This is a genomic window from Arthrobacter sp. PAMC25564 (assembly GCF_004798705.1).
GTDB lineage: Bacteria > Actinomycetota > Actinomycetes > Actinomycetales > Micrococcaceae > Arthrobacter.
On sequence record NZ_CP039290.1, the window covers coordinates 1,292,909 to 1,311,329 of the forward strand.

Here is an 18,421-nt window from a genome sequence, read left to right on the forward strand (position 1 = left end):
CGTTGCCGACGCGGACAACAGTGCCGTTTATCGCGTGAAGGGTGTACCCATGGCATCAGCAGTTGCAGGACCACAGGCATTTCTCGTAGGCGGTGCCCGGACCGCGGTGGGCCGTTACGGCGGTGCCCTCTCCGCAGTCCGTCCTGATGACCTGGCCGCCCTGGTGGTCCGCGAAGCCGTGGCCCGCGCCGGCCTGGATCCGGACAGCATCGATGAGGTGATCCTGGGCAACGCCAACGGCGCCGGCGAGGAGAACCGCAACGTTGCCCGGATGGCCACGATCCTGGCCGGCCTTCCCCTCCACATCCCCGGCATCACCGTGAACCGGCTCTGCGCCTCCGGCCTGAGCGCCATCATCATGGCCAGCCAGATGATCAAGTCCGGTGCGGCGGACATCGTGATCGCCGGCGGCGTCGAATCCATGAGCCGCGCCCCCTGGGTGCAGGAAAAGCCCCGGACCGCGTTCGCCAAGCCGGGCGAAATCTTCGATACCTCCATCGGCTGGCGCTTCGCCAACCCGCTGTTCACGAAGGGTGCGCTGTCCCGGGACGGCAAAATGACGTACTCCATGCCGGAAACGGCCGAGGAAGTCGCCCGCGTGGACGGCATCTCCCGCGAGGACGCCGACGCGTTCGCCGTCCGCTCGCACGCGCGTTCCCTCGCGGCCATCGCCGCCGGCCGCTTCGCCGATGAAATCGTCCCCGTGACCGTCAAATCCCGCAAGGGCGAGACGGTCGTGGACACCGACGAGGGCCCCCGCGCCGGCACCACCATGGACGTGCTCGCCGGGCTCCGCCCCGTCGTCGCCGGCGGCTCGGTGGTCACCGCGGGCAACTCCTCCACCCTCAACGACGGCGCGTCCGCGATCATCGTGGCCTCCGAAGCCGCGATCAAGAGGCTCGGCCTGACCCCGCGCGCCCGCATCATCGACGGCGCCTCCGCCGGTTGCGAGCCCGAGATCATGGGCATCGGCCCGGTCCCCGCAACCCAGAAGGTGCTGTCCCGGACCGGCATTAGTGTCGGTGACCTCGGCGCCGTCGAACTTAACGAAGCGTTCGCCACCCAGTCCCTCGCCTGCATGCGCCGGCTCGGCCTGGATCCGGAGATCGTCAACCGCGACGGCGGCGCGATCTCCCTGGGCCACCCGCTGGGGTCGTCCGGCTCACGGCTCGCGATCACCCTGTTGGGCCGGATGGAGCGCGAAGACGCGTCGATCGGCCTCGCCACCATGTGCATCGGCGTCGGCCAGGGCACCGCGATGCTGCTGGAGCGTGTCTAGTGGCCGCCGCAGCGTCGGGAGCCAACACCGCAACGCTTAACCCGGAGGATTTCAGCACGCTGAAAATCGAGGAGCGCGGGGACCGGGTGGTGGTGCTGCTGAACCGCCCCGAGGTCCGCAACGCCATCGACCAGCAGATGGTGGACGAGCTCCACCTGGTCTGCGCCGCCCTGGAACAGAACCCCAAGGTGCTCATCATCGCCGGAACCGAGGGGGTCTTCGCCTCCGGCGCGGACATCGCCCAGCTGCGCGAACGCCGCCGCGACGACGCCCTGGCGGGCATCAACTCCGGCATCTTCGTCCGGATCGCCAAGCTGCCGATGCCGGTCATCGCCGCCCTGGACGGCTTTTGCCTGGGCGGCGGCGCCGAACTGGCGTACGCCGCCGACTTCCGGATCGGCACGCCCGGCGTGCGGATCGGCAACCCGGAGACCGGCCTGGGCATCCTCGCCGCGGCCGGCGCCAGCTGGCGCCTCAAGGAGCTGGTGGGGGAGCCGGTGGCGAAGGAAATCCTGCTCGCCGGGCTCGTGCTCCGTGCCGACCAGGCCCTCGCCATCCACCTCATCACCGAGATCCACGAGGCCGACGAACTGATGGACGCGGCCCATGCGCTGGCGGACCGGATCGGGCGCCAGGATCCCCTGGCCGTGCGGATCACCAAGTCCGTGTTCCACGCCCCGGCCGAGGCGCACCCCCTGATCGACCAGCTGGCGCAGGGAATCCTTTTTGAATCCCAGGCCAAGTTCGACCGCATGCAGGCCTTCCTTGACAGGAAGTCAGACAAGAAATCGGACAAGCAATCAGACCGGAAGAAGAAGTAGACATGAGCAACTCCGTACTCCCCACCAATCTTCCGGCCACCGTCGGGGTTCTCGGCGGCGGGCGCATGGGCGCCGGTATCGCGCACGCCTTCCTGATCAACGGCGCAGATGTCCTCGTCGTCGAGCGTGACGAGGAATCGGCCGAGGCCGCGCGCGAACGGGTCGAGTCCGCGGCCGCCAAAAGCATCGAGCGCGGCGCCATCGACGGCAACTTGGACGAGATGGTGTCCCGGCTCTCGGTCACGGTGGATTACGACGACTTCAAGGACCGCCAGCTGGTCATCGAGGCCGTCCCGGAAGACTGGGACCTGAAGGTGGCCTCGCTGAAGGGGATCGAGGACCGCCTCGCGGCCGACGCCTACCTCGCCTCCAACACTTCCTCCATCTCCGTCAACGCCCTGGCCCGCGAGCTGAAGCGCCCGCAGAACTTCCTGGGCCTGCACTTCTTCAACCCGGTACCCGCGTCCACCCTGATCGAGGTCGTCGTCGGCGAGCAGTCCTCCGAACCACTGGTCCAGGCCGCCCGCGGCTGGGTCGAGGCGCTCGGCAAGACCGCCGTCGTCGTCAACGACGCCCCCGGGTTCGCGTCCTCACGCCTCGGCGTGGCGATCGCCCTCGAGGCGATGCGCATGGTGGAAGAGGGCGTGGCCTCCGCCGCGGACATCGACAACGCCATGGTGCTTGGCTACAAGCACCCGACCGGCCCGCTGCGGACCACCGACATCGTCGGCCTGGACGTGCGCCTGGGCATCGCCGAGTACCTCGCCTCCACCCTGGGCGAGCGCTTCGCCCCGCCGCAGATCCTGCGCGACAAGGTCGCCCGCGGCGAACTGGGCCGTAAGACCGGCAAGGGCTTCTTCGACTGGACCGACTGACGCCCTAGCGATCGCGCCAGAATCCGTCACTCCTTCCGGGATCGTACTGGTGGCTTCCCTTCCTTGCTATCTTCGTCTCCAGTATGCGGGAGCTTCCCGTCGCGGTAGGCAACCGTGCTGCGTTTGAAGATCCCGGCGAAGAGCGAAACGTCCACACCGGTCACGCCGGGATGCGCCGCGATTCCCTCCATCACCCCGCGCAGCTCCGCGAGGCTCCGGGTCGCGGTCTGGACGAGGATGCGGCCCGCGATGTTGGCGGCCCAGCGCGTCGCCGGCAGGTCCGCAATGTACCGTCCGGCGGCGTCCAGCGCGGGGGCCTGCGCGCGTACGGTCAGGAGGCCCTCGACGGGATACCCGATCGAAGCCGGGTCGAGGACCGCGCGCACGTACACGGCACCGTTGGCGATGAGTGTCTCGAGCCTCCGGCTCGCGGTCGCTTTGGACACTCCCAGGCCGGTGGCCAGCTCCTCGACTGTGATGCGGCCGTTGGCGCGCAGGAGCTCCGCGAGGGCGCGGTTTGGCTCGTCGAGGCGCGGCATCCCGAATTCCGCGTACCGCGTGGCGAAATGCGGGAGCTCGGAGGGGCTGAGCGCCTCATACTGCTCCAGGGTGAGGAGGTCCGGCCGCCAGCCCGAGACCGTGCGGTAGTACTCGAAGATCGGCTCGAGCGAGAGGTCCCGCACGCCATCGAGCGCGGCGAGCTCGCCGTACAGGAACGGGCCGACAGCGTCCCGTTCGAGGAAGAGCTCAACGATGCACTCGCTCGCCCCGGACAGCGCGCAGATCCAGTGCGTTTCGGGCCGCTCGGCGAGCCACGTCCCCACCGCCGTGACGGAGGAAGGCGCGGCGGTGACGCGGAGCATGTAGAGGTCCACTGGCGCGAGCGCCGCGGGGCTCGGGAACGACTGCACCCGCACCGCCCCGGAGGCGAGGAGCCTGTTGCCCCGGCGGGCCACGGTGCGCTCCTGCTGCCCAAGCACCGCGGCAATGAGCCTCCACGGCGCCCGGCCATTGCGGATCAGGGCTGCCACGATCTGGCGGTCGAGGTCGTCGAGCATGCGTATCATCCTTCCATTCCCGGCGCCCTTCCCCGCCTAAGGGCGGAGTCACGACGGCGGGTGGGAACCCGCCGTCGTTCCTCGGCTATTTGCCCAGGTACTCGAGCAGCACCGTCAGCGCGGCGCCGGTGCCGTTGACCACAGCGAGCTCGGCGTCGGGCGCGAAGTACGGCGAGTGGTTGCCGGCCGGGGCCTTGCCGTCGGCGAACGCAGCGGCGGGGAACGCGCCGAAGGCCCAGAAGACCACCGGGACGCCGATCGAGTCGCCGAGCCAGCCGGCGTCCTCCGATCCCATGCCGAGCGGCGCCTCGATGACGGCGTCGGGGCCGAAGCCGGCCTTAAGTGCCGCCGTGGCGCGCGACGTGTGCTCGGCGTCGTTGAAGAGGCGCGGGAACCTGTTGATCTCCACGATCGCGGGCTCCTCGATGCCGGAGGCGGCGGCCTCGGCGGCGACGATGCGGCGGATCGAGCCCAGGACGTGGGTGCGGACGTCCTCGTCGGGCGTGCGTACGTTGACGGAGAACTCGGCGGTCTCCGGGATGATGTTCTCCTTCAGCCCCGCGTGGAACGTGCCGACCGTCACGACGGCGGGGGTGATCGGGGCGAGTTCGCGCGAGACGATCGTCTGGAGGCGCAGGACCATCGAGGCCGCTGCAACGATCGGGTCAAGGGACTTCTCCGGCTGGGACCCGTGGGCCTGGCGGCCACGGACGGTGATCCGCCACGAGTCGGCGAGGCTCGCCATGTTCCCGGCGCGCAGCCAGAACTTCCCTGCTTCGATGGGCATGACGTGCTGCGCGAGGACCACCTCGGGGCGCGGCGCGCGGTCCCACAGTCCGTCGTCGACCATCGCCTTGGCGCCCCACGCCGTCTCCTCTCCCGGCTGGAAGAGGAACACGACGGTCCCGTGCCATGCGTCGCGGTTGGCCGTGAGGTACCCCGCGGCGGCGAGGGCAGCGGTGATGTGGGTGTCGTGGCCGCAGCCGTGCATCGTTGGCGCCTCGCTGCCGTCGGGCAGTGTGCCGGTTGCGGTGCTCGCGTAGTCGAGACCGGTTGACTCCGCGATGGGCAGGCCGTCCGTGTCCGCGCGGAAGCCGACCACGGGGCCCTCGCCGTTGGTCAGGAGACCGACGACGCCGGTACCGCCCGAGCGGAAGTGCTCGATGCCCAGCCCGGCCAGCCGGGCCTCGATCGATTCGGCGGTCCGGTGCTCGACCGAGGACAGCTCCGGGGCGCGGTGGTAGCCCTTGTACATCTCGACGTGCTCGGCGACGAAGTCCGCGGGGACCTCGATGCCCGTGGCGAGGGCTACGGTGGTGGTGTCAGTCATGGGGGCCTTTCGTGTGTGTCAGGTTCGGTTCTGGTCGCGGAGCTCAGTGTCCGATGGATGACGGGGCGTCGGTGGCCGCAGGCTCGTCGGTGCGCTTCCGCGCAAACCACGCAACGATGATTACGGCGACGACCGAGATCGCCGTCGCGTAGTTGGTGAGCGCCGGCGCGAGCCGGATCACGCCGTACACGACGATGGCCGAGACCACCGCGGCGATGATCGTGGTCCGCACGTTCCTCATCGACACGACGGCCTGGACCGTCACGGCGCCGAAGACGGCCGAGAGGATGTAGAGGCGGGCCACCGCGACGAGTCCCGCCGGCAGGAGGCCCAGGAGCCACGTGCCGAGGAAGCCCACGAGGATGATTAGCGTGAGGATGTGGACGGACGCCGCACCGATGATCGCGGCGCCCGCGATGAGTTCGGCCCTGCGCGTGCCCGGCTTCTCGCCGAGATCGGTCTGGGCGATGAGCGCGGACGGGAGCAGCTTGTTGGCGATGTTGCCGATCATGAACGCCTGGTACATCGCGGAGCGTCCGAGGATCGGGTAGTACGAGATCGGCTCGACGACGGCGATGATGCCGAACGTCGCGAAGACGATGCCGAACGCGGTCCACACCTCCTGGCCCGTGATGCCCAGGCCCGTGCCGAACGCCGCGAAGAGCGCGGCGCCGAGGGAGACGAGGAAGCCGAGGCCAAGGGTGATGGGGCCCCAGATGGACGTGGTGCGGTCGAACTGGGCGAGCCCGTCGAGGGATGCAGTCTTAGAGGACATGAGCGGTTCTCCTGGGCTCGTGCTACTTGGCGGTGACAAGGAAGGCGGCGGCGAGGGCCACGAAGATCGCGATGCCGAGGCCCCACTCACGCAGCCAGGGCTTCTTGAGGTACTTCGCGCCGGCGATGCACAGGCCCATCACGGCCGCGGAAACGACCAACGTGAGGACGTGGACCCCCGATTTGGTGGTCTCGGTGAAGGCGAGCGTGATGAACGCGGCGAGGATCGCGGCCGCCGGGACCACGGTCATGACGGCCGGGTTGACCTTGCGCAGCGTCTTGTCGCCCTTGGACAGGATGGGGGTGAGGATGAGCGCCGTGAGCATCCACACGAGGCCACCGAGGGTCATCGCGGCGAAGCCGATCGCAAAGACCTTCTGGGTGTAGGTGGGGCCGCCGAGCTGCGCACCCTGCGACTGGGCCGCGAGGCCCGCCGCGGCGACGTCGAACGCCGCGGAACCGACAAGGCCGATGCGGGTCAGCACAGCCGGCGTGCTGAAGAGCGGCAGGAGCGAGATCGCGACGAGGGCGACGGCGAGCGAGGGGCCGATCGCGGCGATGCCGCCGCGACGGACCGAGCCCATGACCTGCTTGTCGGTGAGGTTGGCCGAGCCGGCGGCCTTGCGGATCGCACGCAGGTAGATGACGGACTGGAGCACGATGACCGCGAACACGGCTGCCGCGCAGATCCAGAGGACGGGGTGGAAAGACACGGGGCTGATGTCGGTCGAACCCGGGTCGACGGCGAAGCGGTGCATCCGCACTCCTTTGGGTTTCATGTGGTGGCTCAGGTGTGATGCCGATCTAACATGGCTGTGATCTACATCATTACCTATTTCCACCATGGAACGGCATAGGATGTCCAAAAGTCAAGTGGTTTGCCGCGTTTCTGTCGATAACGACGAATGAGCCCTGTGCTCGGCGAAGGCCACCATCACACCAATGTATTGGGCGGGCCCCGGGCCCATGGCCCCGACTTTGCGGGGTTTCGGGTGCGCGCGGCGCGGGCGTGTGCTTAGCTGGCGGAGTGGACGAGCAGGGGAAAGCCGTGGGCTGGGACGGGGCGGTCAACGCCTGGCAAGTCGCCGGCGACGTCTACCGGATGGGACGCCGGGAATGGCTCACCGCGGCCGGCTGGAAGCAGGCCTACGCCAGCGGCATCCGGACCGTCGTCGACCTGCGCAACGATGACGAGCGGCAGCGCCGGGAGACCGACCCGGCGGTGGGCGCCGAGGTGATGGCGGCGTTCGACGTCGTGCTGGCGCCCACGGAAGACCCCGGCAACAGCGAGTTCCGCGCCCTCTGCCGGCCATACCTGAACAACCCGGCGTCCTACGCGGACAACGCCCGGATCTTCCCGGAGAAGCTCGCCGCCGTCTTCAAGGCGGTTGCGGCGGCGCGGGGCGGCGTCGTGATCCATTGCTCCGCCGGCCGGGACCGCAGCGGAATGGTGGCGGCGATGCTCCAGGACCTCGCCGGAGACACCGACGACGCCATAGTGCAGGGCTACCAGCGCTCGATGCGGGGCATCAACGAGTACCGACGGCTCGCGACGGTCCCGCATCCGCATGAGCGGTACCTGCCCGACGACGTCCTGCTTCCGCTGCTGGAATTCCGCGGCGGAAGCCTGCTGAAGTTCGTCCGCTCGCTGAAGACCCGGGATTACCTCCGACGCCACGGGGTGACGGACCCGGAGCTCACTGCCATCCTCGGCAAACTGGGGCGGCTACAGTAGCCGGGTGAAGACTTCGAAGTTCCAGCTTGTGGTGCGGGGTGCCGCGGCCGCAGCCATTGCGCTTGCCGGTTCGTTCTCCTCGGTTCCCGCGCTGGCCGAGGCCGCGGCGGGCCCCACGCCGTCGCCCACCGCCTCAGCGACTCCCACCGCCTCAGCGTCGCCCGTCGCGCCGGACCCTGCGCCCGCCGCGCCCGCGGTCAGCGACGCCGGGCTGGCGGAGGCCATCCGGCGGGACCTGGGCATGACACTGGAGGAATTCGACGCAGCAGGCGAGCAGGCCAAGCGCGCCGCCGACGCCGTGCCCTCCCTGCGTGTCCTCCCCGGCTATGGGGGGATCACCTTGAAGGGTGGCAAGATCGTTGTCACCGGCAGCGGCACCGAACTGCAGGCGCGCGTGGATCAACTGAACCAGGCCAATCCGGCTGATTTCGTGCTGGTGCCCCCTGCCGCCGCGCCCTCAGCTCCCTCCGCGCCGGCAGCTTCGGCCGTGCCCTCGGCGGCAGCCTCGGCGGCTCCCACGGCTGCCGAGCTGGTGGCCTCCAGCACGGAGCAGTTGTTCCAGGCCTACGTCCGGGACGTAGGCCCCGCCGGGCTGCAGGCCGTTGCCTACGCCGACGGCCACTTCGTCATCCGCACCGGCGGAATCAATAGGGCGGAGACAGGGCTTCCGGCGGTGCTGGACCCGCGGCATCCGCCGACGCCAGCGGCGGCGCCTCCAACGCCCCCGGCGGCTGCCACACCCACTCTGCCGGGCAAGATCTCGCCCGCGGAATTCGTGGCCCGCTATGCCAACGTCCATTTGGAAAAAGGTGATCCGATCAAGACGGAAGAGGACCTGTACGGCGGGCAGGGCTACGTCATCGACCAGATGGCCATCTGCTCGGCCGGCTTCGGCGCCTTCAGCCCCGCCGGCCTGCCCGAGGTGCTGACAGCCGGACACTGCGCCGGAGACGGACCGGCCAAGAAGGCCGCCGACCTCGAGCCTCCCACTGCCTCCACCGCAGGCGGAGCGATAACACCGCTGGCGCGCCCGCTCGCGCCGCTGGGAACCTTCGGGTTCAGCCAGTTCGGTGGCCTGAACAACTCATGGATTACGGGTACCGAGGCCAGCCCCGGCAACGTGGGCACCGACATCGCCGTCATCGAGCTCCTCCGGTCCGGAGTCAACATCCAGCCTGCCGCGACAAAGTGGGACAACGTCGCCACCCCGGGTGCGACGGCCGTGAAGATCATCGGTATGGTTTCACCGTTTCAGGGCCAGGCGGTCTGCCGGTCCGGGCGGACTACCGGCTGGTCCTGCGGCACGGTGAACGAGCTGGGGATCTACGTGGTGGGCGGCGCTACTACCAACGTTGCCGATCTCCGGGCATTCCGCGGCTTCCTCTCCTACGACGTCCAATCCAGCGGCGGGGACTCAGGTGGGCCCTGGGTCAGCGGCAACTACGCAGTCGGCACCCACAGTGCCGGGGACGCCGCGGGATCCGCCCAGAATTTTGCCATCGCCACGACGCTCGAGGACTCCATCACCCACATCCCCGGCGGCGTTCAGCTGCAGCTCTTCCTGAACAAGCCCGAACTCGCGGCCCCCGCGAACGGGACTCCGGTAACGGCTGGGGAGCCCATCACAGGACGCGTTCTGGCGGCTCCTGCTTCAGCGGTGGCAGCGAATTCCAAGGTCCGCATCACCGTCGGGACTCAAAAACTCGACGTACCGGTGGACTCCACCGGGAACTGGTCTTTCCGGGCCCCGCTGCCCGCCGGCCCGTTGACCTTTACGGCCGAGACCGTAAACGGATTCAGCCATTCCGGTGCGGAGACCTTCACCGTGGACGTCGCGCCGTCGGCGCTGCCGGTGCCCGGGATGACGACGCCGACGGACGCCTCCCTGCCGGCCGTGGGCAGCATCGATGGCACCGGAATGCCCGGCGCCGTCGTGACGCTGTCCGGTGACGTTTCCGGGACCGGGACGGTGGCATTGGATGGACATTGGGCGGTTCCGGTGGACGGCCGGGCGGCCTTCGGCAAAGTGACGGTGACTGCCACGCTTTCGTCCCCCGGCATTGCGGACAGCCCCTCCGCCACCGGTACCTTCACGGTCATTCCGCCAGCCCCGGGAGAAACAACGATTCCGGACGGGCTGCACTTCAACCAGGACGCACTTCCCTCGACGATCTCCGGAAACGGCGTCGAGGGCGCCGAGGTGACGGTATTGATCGATGGGGTGCCGGCCCGTGTCACGCAGCCCGGTGGCGGAGCCGGCGTCGGGGCCCGGGCCGTGGTGCGCGCGCTGATGCCGCAGGTCCTCGTGGCCGGCGGACGCTGGAGCCTGCCGTTCCCGGCGGGCCTGGCCTTAGGCCCGCATAGGCTCACGGTCACCCAATCGGTCGACGGCGTTGAATCCGCCCCGCTTGACTCGACGTTCACCATCGACCCGGCGGCAGTCCACCCGGCGGACGCACCTCCGGCCACAGCGCATCCAGCGGGCGACACCGGCAGCGGTTCCGGGCAGTTACCCAACACCGGGGCCGGAGCCCTGCAGCCCGCAGCCGGACTGGCAGCGGGAGCCCTGGCGCTCGGCGCAGCCCTGCTGCTCCTGGGCCGGCGCCGGGTCCGAAGCTGACAGCAGGGTGGGGCTCCCTCGGGGAGCCCCACCCTTGAGCGCCGCGGTTACTGGAAGTCCGCCAGCCAGAGGTCCGGGCCGAAGACTTCATACTGGATGTCCTTGCCTGGGACGCCGGCGGAAATCAGGGCGCCCCGGACCGACTTCAGGAACGGCAGCGGACCGCAGAGGTAGTACTCGGCGTCGTCCGGGAGTTCCACCGCGCCGACGTCCATGAAACCCGAGAACCCGGATCCGGACGTCTCTGCGCCCTCGGCCGGATTGAGGAACCACGTGGTCAGGGTGCCGTCCGCCAGCTTTGCGAGGTCCTCCCTGACCTGCGCCCGGAGCGGGAACGACGCCTCGCTGTCATCGGCATGCAGGAGCATCACCCGGCGCTGGGAGCCGGACTTGACCAGGTGCGAAATCATCCCGGCCATCGGGGTGATGCCGATTCCGGCGCTGGCCAGGACCAAGGGGCGGTCGGTGTACTCCAGCACCACGTCGCCGAAGGGCGCCGAGAGCACCACCTCGTCGCCCACCTGGACATTGTTGTGGAGCAGCGTGGACATCTCGCCGTCGGGAGTAGCCAGCCCATGGACCCGCTTCACCGCGAACTGCCGGTGCTGCCCGTCGTCGGCCTTGGTCAGGCTGTATTGCCTGGGCTGGTGCACGCCGTCGGCCATGGTCATCTTGATGGTCACATACTGGCCAGGCAGGGAAGGCTTGACGTCGCGTTCGTCGGTCCGTTCGACGACGAACGTGACGACGTCGTCGGTCTCCTGGATCCGCTGGACCACCCGCCACGTCCGCCAGATCGTGTCGGGGGCGAGGTGCACGGCGGTGTACAGCCCGCGTTCCTTGTTGATGAGCATGTTCCCCATCAGCCAGTAGACCTCGTCCCAGGCTGCGGCGACCTCGGGAGTGACGGCGTCCCCGAGCACGTCCACGATGGCCCACATCAGGTGGTCATGGACAATCTGGTACTGGTCCGGGCTCAGCCCCAGCGAGACGTGTTTGTGCGCCACCCGGGAGAGGAGATGGTCCGGCACCTGGTCCGGGTGGTCCACCAGCATGCCGGCGAACGCCGCGATGGATCCGGCGAGTGCCTGCTGCTGGCGGCCGTCGGCCTGGTTCCCCCGGTTGAAGAGCCCGTCAAGGAGGTCCGGCCGGGCCTCGAACATATGTTGGTAGAAACGCTTGGCGATCTCCTGGATATGCTCGCCCACGACGGGCAGCGTTGCCTTGATGACAGGAAGCGAGGTGTCTGAGAGCATGGTGGATCCCTTCCGGTGTGACCGGTCATACCCAGCGGTTCAGGTGGCGCAGCACTGCCAATCTAACAGTCCGGGGCATGGGCCTTCCGGGTCCGTCGGCCCTAGATCACCGGGGCAGATCGGTGTAGGGGGCTCCCGCCCTGTCAGGCCTTGCGGTCCAGCAGCAGGTTGGTGATCCGCAGGGTGCACAGCCGCTGGCCGGCGTCGTTGGTGATCAGGACCTCGTGGGTCGTGAGCGTCCCGCCGAGGTGGATGGGGGTGGCCGTGATCGTGATGGTCCCCTCGCGGGCCGACTTGTGATGGGTCGCGGACACGTCAACGCCCACCGCCGTCTTCCCCAGGGTGCTGGCATGGATCACGGCGGCCCAGGAGCCCACGGCCTCGCCGACGGCGAGCGACGCGCCGCCGTGCAGCAGCCCGAAGGACTGCCGGTTGCCTTCCACCGGCATGGTCGCCACAACGCGCTCCACGGATTCCTCGACGATTTTCACGCCCATCTTTTCGTCAAGCTCGCCAAGCGTGATTTTCCACAGTTCTGTACTGCCGGGCTCTGGCGTCATAGCGTCTCCTCTGTGGCCGGAAATTCAGGGGCTCAGGCCGATCGGTGCCGCGGCTAGTGTGCGGCAGGCATCATTCATGTACTGTAGACATATTACCGAACGGACGGTCAGTAATGCGCTGGCCGTGTTGATCTTGCCCCCGTTGGAAGGACCCGTCAACGATGACCACCACTGCAACAGCTCCGGAACCCACAGTAGACACTGTAGGGATCGTTCCCAGCTTCATCCGGGATTCCTGGTGGACCCCCGAGGCCGGCTCCGCAGCCGGCGCGGTCCCCGTCCTCGATGCCAGCACCGGCGAGCTCCTGGCCAGGGTGAGCACCGCGGGCCTGGACCTCGGCGCCGTCGTGGATTACGGGCGCACCACCGGGCAGGCGGAACTGGGCAAGCTGACCTTCCACCAGCGAGCCCTCAAGCTCAAGGAGCTGGCGCAGTACCTCAACGGCCGCCGCGACGAGTTCTACGCCGTCTCGGCGCAGACCGGCGCCACCAAGATCGACTCGATGATCGACATCGACGGCGGCATCGGCGTGCTTTTCACCTTCGGTTCCAAGGGCCGCCGCGAACTTCCCAACTCCCAGGTGGTCGTCGACGGACCCATGGAGGTGCTGTCCAAGGACGGCTCGTTCGCCGGTGAACACATCTTCACCCGCATCCCCGGCGTGGCCGTGCAGATCAACGCCTTCAACTTCCCGGTATGGGGCATGCTCGAGAAGCTCGCCCCGGCCTTCATTGCCGGCGTCCCCACCATCGTCAAGCCCGCCACGCCCACCGGCTATGTGGCGGCGGCCGTGGTCAAGGCGATCATCGAATCCGGCATCCTGCCCAAGGGCTCGCTGCAGCTGATTTCCGGCTCGGTCCGCACCCTGCTGGACCACCTCGACTACCGCGACTTCGTGTCCTTCACCGGATCCGCCTCGACGGCCAACACCCTGAAGTCCCACCGCAACGTGGTCGAGGGCGGCGTCCGCTTTACCTCGGAAACCGACTCCCTCAACGCCGCGATCCTGGGCCCGGACGCCGTCAAGGGCACGCCGGAGTTCGACGCCTTCATCAAGTCCGTCGTCACCGAAATGACCGCCAAGGCCGGCCAGAAGTGCACCTCGATCCGCCGCGCGATCGTGCCGCAGACGCTGGTGTCCGACGTCGTGACCGCCGTGGGGGACCGGATCAAGGAGCGCATCGTGCTCGGTGACCCCCGCGCCGAGGGCGTCAACATGGGCGCCCTGGCCTCCCGGGAGCAGCTCGCCGACGTCCGCGCCGCCGTCCAGACCATGCTCGACGCCGGCGGCGAGCTCGCCTACGGAACCCTCGATTCGCCCCGGGTGACCAGCGCGGACGGGACCGTCGGCGTCGTCGAAGAGGGCGCCTTTATGTCCCCCGTGCTGCTGAGCTGGGCCGATCCGGAAGCCGAGGAAGTCCACTCGCTCGAGGCGTTCGGCCCGGTGTCCTCGGTGATTGGCTACACGGACCTGGCCGACGCCGTCCGCCTCGCCGCCCGCGGTGGCGGCTCGCTCGTGGCCACGGTCTGCACCAACGATCCTGCCGTGGCCCGCGAGCTGGTCACCGGCATCGCGGCCCACCACGGCCGTGTCCTGATGCTCAACCGCGAGGATGCCCGCAGCTCCACCGGCCACGGCTCGCCGGTCCCGCACCTGGTCCACGGCGGACCCGGCCGCGCCGGCGGCGGCGAGGAACTCGGCGGCATCCGCTCGGTCATGCACCACATGCAGCGCACCGCCATCCAGGGCTCACCCAACATGCTGACCGCGGTCACGGGCATCTGGCACACCGGGGCCGACCGCAACTTCACGCTGGACACCGAGGGCCAGCACCCGTTCCGGAAGCACCTGAGCACGCTGCACATCGGCGACGCCATCCGCTCCGGGCTCCGCGAAGTGACGCTGGAGGAGATCACCAAGTTCGCCAACTCCACCGGTGACACCTTCTACGCGCACACCAATCAGGAGGCCGCTGCGGCCAACCCGTTCTTCCCGGGTATCGTGGCCCACGGCTACCTGCTGCTGGCCTGGGGCGCGGGCCTGTTCGTGGAGCCCGCTCCGGGCCCGGTACTGGCCAACTACGGCCTGGAGAGCCTGCGCTTCATCACCCCCGTGGCCGCAGGCGACTCCATCCGGGTCACGCTGACGGCCAAGAAGATCACCCCGCGCGAGACCGACGAGTACGGCGAGGTTGCCTGGGATGCCGTCCTGACCAACCAGAACGACGAAATCGTGGCCACCTACGACGTCCTCACCCTCGTCGAAAAGTAGACCCTCCCGCACGTTCCGCACGTTCCAGCCGGATCCTCCCTCAGGTCCGTACGTTTCGCGCGGACGCTCCCTCACCTGGTGGGGGAGCGTCCGCGGTTTAAGCGCGGAAGCTGAGGGAGCGTCGGGGGCCGCGGCCCGCCGCGGCAGCGCCGTCGGCAACCAAATCGCAGGCTCTTTCTGCCCGGCACCGGCGTAAAATCGTCATCGTAGGAGGTGGCAAGATGACACTAGTACTGAACAAAGCCACAACCGTCCTGCCAGTCGATGATGTAGCGCGTGCCCACAGCTTCTATGCGGACATGTTGGGGCTCCCACACCGTGGAACAGCAAGTGATGGAAGCGATTTATTCGGCAGCGACGGCGGCCCTATGCTGCAGCTCATGCCGGTCACAGACGGGAAGCATTCCGACCACACGGCCCTGAGTTTCGAGGTCAGCGGATTGGAAGAGACCGTCAAGGAGATGGAGGCCAGGGGCGTCACGTTTCAGGACTACGACCTCCCGGATCTCAAGACGGAGAACCACATCTGTACTACGGATTCGGAGAAGTGCGCCTGGTTCATGGATTCGGAGCACAACGTCCTGTGCGTCCATGAGAACATCACCTCGCCGGCTGACTATCAGCTCTGATCCGGATCTGTTCCGGAACCTGGTCGGCGGGAAATATTAGCCGTATTGAGGCGTCCCGGCTCAGCGGGGCGCCTTCCCGCTGTCCGGCGCAGGGCTGTCCGCTGAAGGAGTGGCCACTGAAGGGCTCCCCGGCCGGGAGTCTTGTGGCCGGGACCAGGGCGTCACGGGCCGGGGCTGGAGCACGCCGCCGACCGTCAGGTCGGCCCGCTCATTGAAGAAGCTGATGAGGCCGTGGATCTGGGCGGCGTCCCGGAAGCGCCGGTCATAGCTCCAGGCGACGTCCCTCCCGCTCTCCGGGCCGGGGTACGTCCAGTAGCTGGCTTCGCCCTTGTACGGGCAGACAGTCCGTTTGGGACTCTCCTGCATCAGATCCAGGCGCACGTCCCCGGGCGGGATGTAGTAGCGGACCGGGAGCAACGTCTCGTACAGGAGCTGGGCGCCGTTCGTGCTGGCGAGCGTGACGCCGTCGAGAGCCAGCTCCACCTTGACGGAGGAGGCCCGGATGTCCACGCGGTGGAACGGGTCGCGGGGGTGGCCGATGATCTCCTCGTCATCTTCCCGCCAGTCGAAGGCACCGAAATCCAGGACCACAAACCCGGCCAGGTCAGGATCGTCCGGACGGAACGCGGCGCCGGGCGCCGTCGCGGTTGCCGTCACGACGTCGAGCTGTTCGCCGGGGGCGGTGTGCCGGCCGAATCCCGTCCGGGGATCCAGCAACGGCGGCGCATCGGAGGACAGCGTGAACCCATGTTCGGAGACGTCGGCGCCCGAGCCGGCCGGTGTGCTGAGCCCGGCGAGCAGTTCCGTTTCCGGCACGGCATAGATGGGGGTGATGCGCCGCGGCTCCCAGACCAGGTACGCGTGCAGGGTGTCGACGACGGCGTTCCCGCCAAGGCTCGCCCGGACCCGTTTGGCCGTGGGTTCGTAGCGCAGCTGGGGAAAGGCTCCGAGGATCACCTTGGATAGTTTCGTGGCCATATCCCAAGGGTGGGCGCCCGCCCGTGCGACGTCAATGACCTCCCTGCCCGGGCGGTCCCTGGATCCGCGGGACATGTCCAACGCTGGCCGTGGCGAGGGGACATATCACCATCATGCCCATCGGTCGGGGGAACCGGAGGGCATGTCCCGTGGGGGAGGAGGGGATGCGCAGGGATGTGAGGGAGCGTCGGTGAGGGCGGTCAGCGGGGGATGTGCAGGCCGTTGAACGCCATGGTGATGACGTCGTCGGCCAGCTTCTCCGGGGACAGCGAACCGCCGGGCTTGTACCACTCCACGATCGAGTTGATGGTGCCGAACAGCAGCCGCGTGACGGTGCGGGGGTCGATGTCCTGGCGCAGCGAGCCCTCATCGCGGGCCGCGGAGATCAGCGCCGCGACCTTGTGGTCGAAGGTGCGCCGGCGCTCCATCGCGTTTCGCTCGATCTCCGTATTGCCGCGCAGGCGCAGCAGCAGCGTCACGAACGGCAGCCGCTCGACCAGGACCGCGATGGTTTGACGGAGCACGAACTCCAGCCGGGCTTCGGCGGTTCCGGTGAGGGCCTGGGGCTGCTCCAGGACGGCCTCCAGGCCGCCGAGGGCCTGTTCCAGGGCAAGCCGCAGGAGATCGCCCTTTGACGGAACATGGTGGTAGATGGCGGATTTGGAGATGCCCAGGTGCTCGGCAAGGATGCCCATCGACGTGGCGTCATAGCCGTGCCGGTTGAAGACGTCGACGGCGATGTTCAGCACGGACTCCTGGTCATAGCCTGGACGGCCGCGCTTGGTGGGGATTGCTGTGCTGGGCATGCTCGCTAGTTTCTCATGAACGGCCGGTCAGCCCGGCCAGCCTGCCCTGTTAAGGGCAGCGGCCGGGCCGACCGGGAAAACGGCCTAGGCCTTGGGACGCATGTCGTAGATCCGGCGCAGCTTGCCGTTGGACCGCTCGAGCGACCCCGGATCGACGACGTCGACCGTGCAGGAGGACCCGACGTGGATCTTGATCTGCTGCTGCAGGGTCCGGGCTGCCGCCGCGCTTCCCTCGACGGTGACGGACTCGCGGCGCTCGATCTTGACCGTCAACTGGTCCATCCGCTGGCCCTCAGGGCGGGAAAGCTCGAGCTGGAAGTGCGGGCTCAGCTCCGGGATGCGCAGCGCGATTTCCTCGATCTGGGAGGGGAACAGGTTCACGCCGCGCAGGATGATCATGTCATCGCTGCGGCCGGTGATGCGGCCCATCCGGCGGTGCGCGGGGCGTGCGGTGCCGGGCAGCAGCCGGCTCAGGTCCTTGGTGCGGTACCGGATGATCGGCAGCGCCTCCTTGGTGAGGGAGGTGAAGACCAGTTCGCCGGGTTCGCCGTCGCCCAGGACGATGGAGGAGTCGAAGGCGTCGATGATCTCGGGGCGGAAGTGGTCCTCCCAGATGTGGCTGCCGTCCTGCGTTTCCACGGCTTCGCCGGCCACGCCCGGGCCCATGACCTCGGAGAGCCCGTAGATGTCACACGCCTTGATGTTCATCATCACTTCGAGCTCGTGGCGCATTTCCTCGGTCCACGGCTCGGCACCCAGGACGGCGTACTTCAGCGAGGTGGAGGCCGGGTCGATGCCCTGCTTGGCCATGGCGTCGGCGATGGTCAGCAGGTAGGTGGGGGTGGCCAGGATGGCGTCGGGCTTGAAGTCCTGGATCAGCGTGATCTGGCGTTCGGTCTGGCCGCCGGAGATCGGGATGACGGTGCAGCCCAGGGCCTCCGCGCCGGCGTGGGCGCCCATGCCGCCGGTGAACAGACCGTAGCCGTAGGCGTTGTGGACCTTCATGCCCGGGCGGACGCCGGCCATGCGCAGGCAGCGTGCCACGAGCTTGGCCCAGTCGGCGAGGTCCTTCTTGGTGTAGCCCACCACGGTGGCGCGGCCGGTGGTGCCGGAGCTGGCGTGGATGCGGGCCACCTCGTGCTGGGGCACGGCGAACATGCCGAAGGGGTACTCCAGGCGGAGGTCTTCCTTGGTGGTGAAGGGGAACTTGCCAAGGTCGGAGAGCTCGCGGAGGTCCGTGGGGTGCACCCCGGTCTCGTCAAACTTGCGCTTGTACAGGGGAACTCGGTCATAGGCGTAGGCCACGGTGTGCTGCAGGCGGCTGAGCTGCAGCGCCTCCAGCTCGTCGCGGGACATGGTTTCCTCGCGGTCCAGGACTGCATCAGTGGTGGCGGCGACGGTTTCTTGCGTCATCTGGGTTCCCTGTT

The 18,421-nt window shown here is 68.4% G+C and carries 16 protein-coding genes; 7 read left to right on the forward strand and 9 right to left on the reverse strand.

Features of this window, described 5'->3' with window-relative positions; genetic code table 11:
* Positions 1 to 49: 49 nt before the first annotated feature.
* Genes E5206_RS05900 through E5206_RS05910 form a run of 3 tightly spaced genes read left to right on the forward strand, consistent with a single transcriptional unit; the run spans position 50 to position 2,975 of the window.
* Positions 50 to 1,279: a thiolase family protein gene (locus tag E5206_RS05900; RefSeq protein WP_136321679.1), complete on the forward strand. Its 1,230-nt coding sequence runs from the start codon at positions 50 to 52 to the stop codon at positions 1,277 to 1,279.
* Entirely contained in the window at positions 1,279 to 2,100 is an 822-nt protein-coding gene (locus tag E5206_RS05905) for an enoyl-CoA hydratase/isomerase family protein (protein ID WP_136321680.1), read from the forward strand. Before E5206_RS05900 ends, E5206_RS05905 begins: the two co-directional genes overlap by 1 nt.
* A 2-nt stretch (positions 2,101 to 2,102) precedes the next feature.
* Positions 2,103 to 2,975: a 3-hydroxyacyl-CoA dehydrogenase family protein gene (locus E5206_RS05910; RefSeq protein WP_136321681.1), complete on the forward strand. Its 873-nt coding sequence runs from the start codon at positions 2,103 to 2,105 to the stop codon at positions 2,973 to 2,975.
* A 26-nt stretch (positions 2,976 to 3,001) separates the two neighbouring features.
* Here the strand turns inward: E5206_RS05910 and E5206_RS05915 are convergent, their stop codons facing one another.
* The 4 genes from E5206_RS05915 to E5206_RS05930 all read right to left on the reverse strand — a co-directional run bounded on the left by E5206_RS05915 (position 3,002) and on the right by E5206_RS05930 (position 6,895).
* Positions 3,002 to 4,033, reverse strand: a complete 1,032-nt coding sequence (locus E5206_RS05915) for an Lrp/AsnC family transcriptional regulator (protein WP_168709270.1) — start codon at positions 4,031 to 4,033, stop codon at positions 3,002 to 3,004.
* Positions 4,034 to 4,118: 85 nt separating this feature from the next.
* The gene (locus E5206_RS05920; RefSeq protein ID WP_240690137.1) at positions 4,119 to 5,288 is read right to left on the reverse strand and encodes an amidohydrolase; all 1,170 of its coding nucleotides are present in this window, start codon (positions 5,286 to 5,288) and stop codon (positions 4,119 to 4,121) included.
* 118 nt (positions 5,289 to 5,406) lie between these two features.
* Complete coding sequence (locus tag E5206_RS05925; protein ID WP_136321684.1) at positions 5,407 to 6,138, reverse strand: hypothetical protein; 732 nt, start codon at positions 6,136 to 6,138, stop codon at positions 5,407 to 5,409.
* A gap of 22 nt (positions 6,139 to 6,160) precedes the next feature.
* A complete protein-coding gene (locus E5206_RS05930; RefSeq protein WP_136321685.1) occupies positions 6,161 to 6,895 on the reverse strand; it encodes a DUF5058 family protein in 735 nt (244 codons plus the stop codon).
* A gap of 269 nt (positions 6,896 to 7,164) precedes the next feature.
* On the opposite strand from E5206_RS05930, the gene E5206_RS05935 reads away from it, so the two are divergent.
* On the forward strand, positions 7,165 to 7,872 hold the full coding sequence (locus E5206_RS05935) for a tyrosine-protein phosphatase (RefSeq protein ID WP_240689990.1): 708 nt from the start codon (positions 7,165 to 7,167) through the stop codon (positions 7,870 to 7,872).
* Between the two features lie 4 nt (positions 7,873 to 7,876).
* A complete protein-coding gene (locus E5206_RS05940) occupies positions 7,877 to 10,492 on the forward strand; it encodes a S1 family peptidase (protein WP_136321686.1) in 2,616 nt (871 codons plus the stop codon).
* 47 nt (positions 10,493 to 10,539) lie between these two features.
* Here the strand turns inward: E5206_RS05940 and E5206_RS05945 are convergent, their stop codons facing one another.
* Both E5206_RS05945 and E5206_RS05950 read right to left on the reverse strand, forming a co-directional pair.
* Positions 10,540 to 11,748, reverse strand: coding sequence for a globin domain-containing protein (locus E5206_RS05945; RefSeq protein ID WP_136321687.1), 1,209 nt, complete (start codon positions 11,746 to 11,748; stop codon positions 10,540 to 10,542).
* Positions 11,749 to 11,891: 143 nt separating this feature from the next.
* Positions 11,892 to 12,308: a hotdog fold thioesterase gene (locus E5206_RS05950; RefSeq protein ID WP_136321688.1), complete on the reverse strand. Its 417-nt coding sequence runs from the start codon at positions 12,306 to 12,308 to the stop codon at positions 11,892 to 11,894.
* A 161-nt stretch (positions 12,309 to 12,469) separates the two neighbouring features.
* Between E5206_RS05950 and paaZ the strand changes: the two genes are divergently transcribed.
* On the forward strand, positions 12,470 to 14,581 hold the full coding sequence (gene paaZ / locus E5206_RS05955; RefSeq protein ID WP_136321689.1) for a phenylacetic acid degradation bifunctional protein PaaZ: 2,112 nt from the start codon (positions 12,470 to 12,472) through the stop codon (positions 14,579 to 14,581).
* Positions 14,582 to 14,802: 221 nt separating this feature from the next.
* Entirely contained in the window at positions 14,803 to 15,210 is a 408-nt protein-coding gene (locus tag E5206_RS05960) for a VOC family protein (RefSeq protein WP_136321690.1), read from the forward strand.
* A gap of 60 nt (positions 15,211 to 15,270) precedes the next feature.
* Here E5206_RS05960 and E5206_RS05965 read toward each other — a convergent pair whose 3' ends face one another.
* From E5206_RS05965 to paaK, 3 genes are all read right to left on the reverse strand, one after another.
* Entirely contained in the window at positions 15,271 to 16,188 is a 918-nt protein-coding gene (locus E5206_RS05965) for a DUF427 domain-containing protein (protein ID WP_136321691.1), read from the reverse strand.
* 200 nt (positions 16,189 to 16,388) lie between these two features.
* Complete coding sequence (locus E5206_RS05970) at positions 16,389 to 16,994, reverse strand: TetR/AcrR family transcriptional regulator (protein ID WP_136321692.1); 606 nt, start codon at positions 16,992 to 16,994, stop codon at positions 16,389 to 16,391.
* Positions 16,995 to 17,078: 84 nt separating this feature from the next.
* On the reverse strand, positions 17,079 to 18,407 hold the full coding sequence (paaK, locus tag E5206_RS05975; protein WP_136321693.1) for a phenylacetate--CoA ligase PaaK: 1,329 nt from the start codon (positions 18,405 to 18,407) through the stop codon (positions 17,079 to 17,081).
* Positions 18,408 to 18,421: the final 14 nt, after the last annotated feature.